The sequence below is a fragment of the Anaerolineae bacterium genome (assembly GCA_014360855.1).
In the GTDB taxonomy this organism is placed as follows: domain Bacteria; phylum Chloroflexota; class Anaerolineae; order JACIWP01; family JACIWP01; genus JACIWP01.
Genome location: JACIWP010000399.1, coordinates 1 through 1,913, shown reverse-complemented (window position 1 = coordinate 1,913; position 1,913 = coordinate 1). Strand labels below are relative to the sequence as shown.

Annotated in this window: 2 protein-coding genes; one reads left to right on the top strand and one right to left on the bottom strand. The window is 67.7% G+C overall.

The window, feature by feature from the left end; translation table 11 throughout:
* Nucleotides 1-46 precede the first annotated feature (46 nt).
* Complete coding sequence (locus H5T60_14460; protein ID MBC7243633.1) at nt 47-1,066, top strand: aminopeptidase P family protein; 1,020 nt, start codon at nt 47-49, stop codon at nt 1,064-1,066.
* Between the two features lie 9 nt (nt 1,067-1,075).
* On the opposite strand, the gene nagA is transcribed toward H5T60_14460, so the two are convergent.
* Nucleotides 1,076-1,913 (bottom strand): N-acetylglucosamine-6-phosphate deacetylase (gene nagA, locus H5T60_14455; GenBank protein ID MBC7243632.1); only part of this gene is annotated, 838 nt, incomplete at its 5' end.

Here is a 1,913-nt window from a genome sequence, read left to right as displayed (position 1 = left end):
TTTCTTCTACCTGACCGGCCTCCTGCCTAACCTCAACTTTCCCTCCTTGCTCGCGCTCAATGCGGAGCGTGCTGTCGCCGTTGTGCCGCAGTACGGGGTGAACACGTCGGCCCTGCCGGCCGCATCCGACCCGCTGGAAGTCATGGCCTATCCCAACCTCACCCTGGCCGACCTGTCGCGCTTCGTGGATGAATATGCGGAGCGAGAGCGCGCCTTTGCCGCCGCCATCCATGAGCTGGGCCTGGCCGGCCGGCCTGTCGGTGTGGATGCACATTACTTCCCCGTTGGGCTGGCACAGGCCGCCGGCTTTGCCCCCGAACATCTGCACGACGTCGGTGCATTTCTCTATCACCAACGCGTGATCAAGGATGCCTGGGAGCAGGAACAGCTCGCCTTCGCCGTGCGGCTGAACGATATCGGGTTCGCGGCCGCACAGGCCGTCCTGCGTCCGGGTGTCAGCGACTACGAGGCCTTCAGCGCGGCCTGGCGTGCCATGGCGGCACATCTGGGCGGAGCCTTCGATCTGCATGGGGAGTTTTCGGGCGGGCCGGCCATCACCGGTCAGGGCGGCTGTGCGCCGGTAGGCTATACCTTTCAGGCCGGCGACCTGCTCATTGCCGACATCTATCCCGTCATCCGCGGCTACCAGGCCGATACGACCAGGACATTTGTGGTCGGGGCGCCGGCGCCCTGGCAGAGGGAATGGCACGCCGTGCTGGAAGACGCCCTGGCCCGCGGAGAGGCGGCCATCCGTCCGGGACTGCCGGCGGCAGAGCTGGACCACATCGTGCGGGGATACGTGGAACGCCATATGCCGGCCGGCGGCAGTATGTTCCATCATGCCGGCCACGGCATCGGCATCGCCGTGGGCAAAGGCGCGCACTACCCGCCCTTTATCGTCCCACACAGCCCGGATATCCTCCAGGAGGGCATGGTGCTGACCCTGGAGCCAGGACTGTATGTCCCAGGGAAGGGCGGCATGCGTCTGGAGGACAATTATATCGTGACAACGAACGGGTGCCGGCCGCTGGGCACATTTCCCAAGACACTGGTGGAGTGCGGCTGAACTAATGGGCTATCGGCGCAGGCGCTCCGGCTCGCCGGCCCAGTAAACCAGCTCGCCGGCGATGATCGTGCCCACCACCTGGAGCTCCGGCGTCAGCAGGACGATGTCGGCGTCATAGCCGCGACGAAGCCACCCCTTGCGCCCGCCCCAGCCGATGACAGCCGCCGGCGTCGTGCTGACGCACTGCAGGGCCTCCAAAGGCGAGCATTCCGTCATTTGGATCAAGTTGCGCAGGGCCTGGTCCATGGTGAGGATAGAGCCGGCCAGCGTGCCATCCGGCAGTCGCACCGTGCCCGCCTCCCTGTCCACCACGATCTCGCCGTAGCGTTCCATGGAAGGGGCATCGCCGGCGGCGGCCATCGCATCGGTCACCAGGGCGATCAGCTTGGGCGGTTTCAGGTTCCAGACCATGCGCACCGCGGCCGGATGCAGGTGCACGCCGTCCGCAATCACGCTGACGCGCACGCGCGGGTCCTCCAGCGCCGCGCCGGCCAGGCCGGGTTCGCGGTGATGAAGCGGACGCATCGCGTTGAACAAATGGGTGACAAAACGCGCGCCGGCGTCAAAGGCGGCTTTCGCTTCCGCATACGTCGCCTGGCTGTGGCCCAGCGCCGCCGTCACGCCGGCCCTCCGCAGTCGCTCGATAAGCTCCAGCGCGCCGGGCAGTTCCGGCGCCAGCGTCACCATGCGCACCCGCTCCAGCGGAGCCCACTGCTGGACGATGCGCGCATCCGGGAGGAGCAGGAACCGGCGGTCGTGCGCGCCGGCGCGCTCCGGGTTGAGGAACGGCCCTTCGAAATGGAGCCCCAGCGGCTGGGCCCCCCCCCCCCGCGCCGGGGTAGCAGCC